Source organism: Corallococcus terminator (genome assembly GCF_003611635.1).
Lineage (GTDB): Bacteria > Myxococcota > Myxococcia > Myxococcales > Myxococcaceae > Corallococcus > Corallococcus terminator.
The window spans coordinates 1-467 of record NZ_RAVZ01000797.1 but is presented as its reverse complement, the minus strand read 5'-3'; the positions used below and the strand labels follow the sequence as shown (position 1 = coordinate 467).

Genomic DNA, 467 nt, shown 5'->3' with positions numbered 1-467 from the left:
TTTCTGTTATCATCATTTTTTACATCAGAAGCAAAATGAATACCAACTAATTCGTTGTTGCTGTTTAATACAGGTGATCCAGAGTTTCCGCTTTCAGTATGCGCTGAATATACAATACTGCTACCTTCTACTGACATCACAGGGCCAGTTGACTCATATAAAACATATTTATTTTTGTATGGGTGTGGATAACCAATCACTTTAATTCGCTCACCAGCTTTAGCCCCTGCCGCATATTTGAATGGCGTTACATTATCATTAAAATTAAAGCCTTTTGGTCCACGTTCTATTGCACGCTCTTCAACTTGAATGACTGATACATCTTCTTTACCTGGATAATTAATAATCTTTTTAATCGAATAAATACCACCATTACCTTTATCACTATTTGGATGTGCAGTAATTCTATCGCCCACTTTGTAATTTTTCGACACATGTTTATTTGTTAAAATAGTATTCTTTCCAAC

Annotated in this window: 1 pseudogene; it reads right to left on the bottom strand. The window is 34.5% G+C overall.

Features of this window, described 5'->3' with window-relative positions:
• Positions 1–467, bottom strand: a pseudogene (gene splB / locus D7V88_RS42180) (serine protease SplB); the annotation flags it as partial.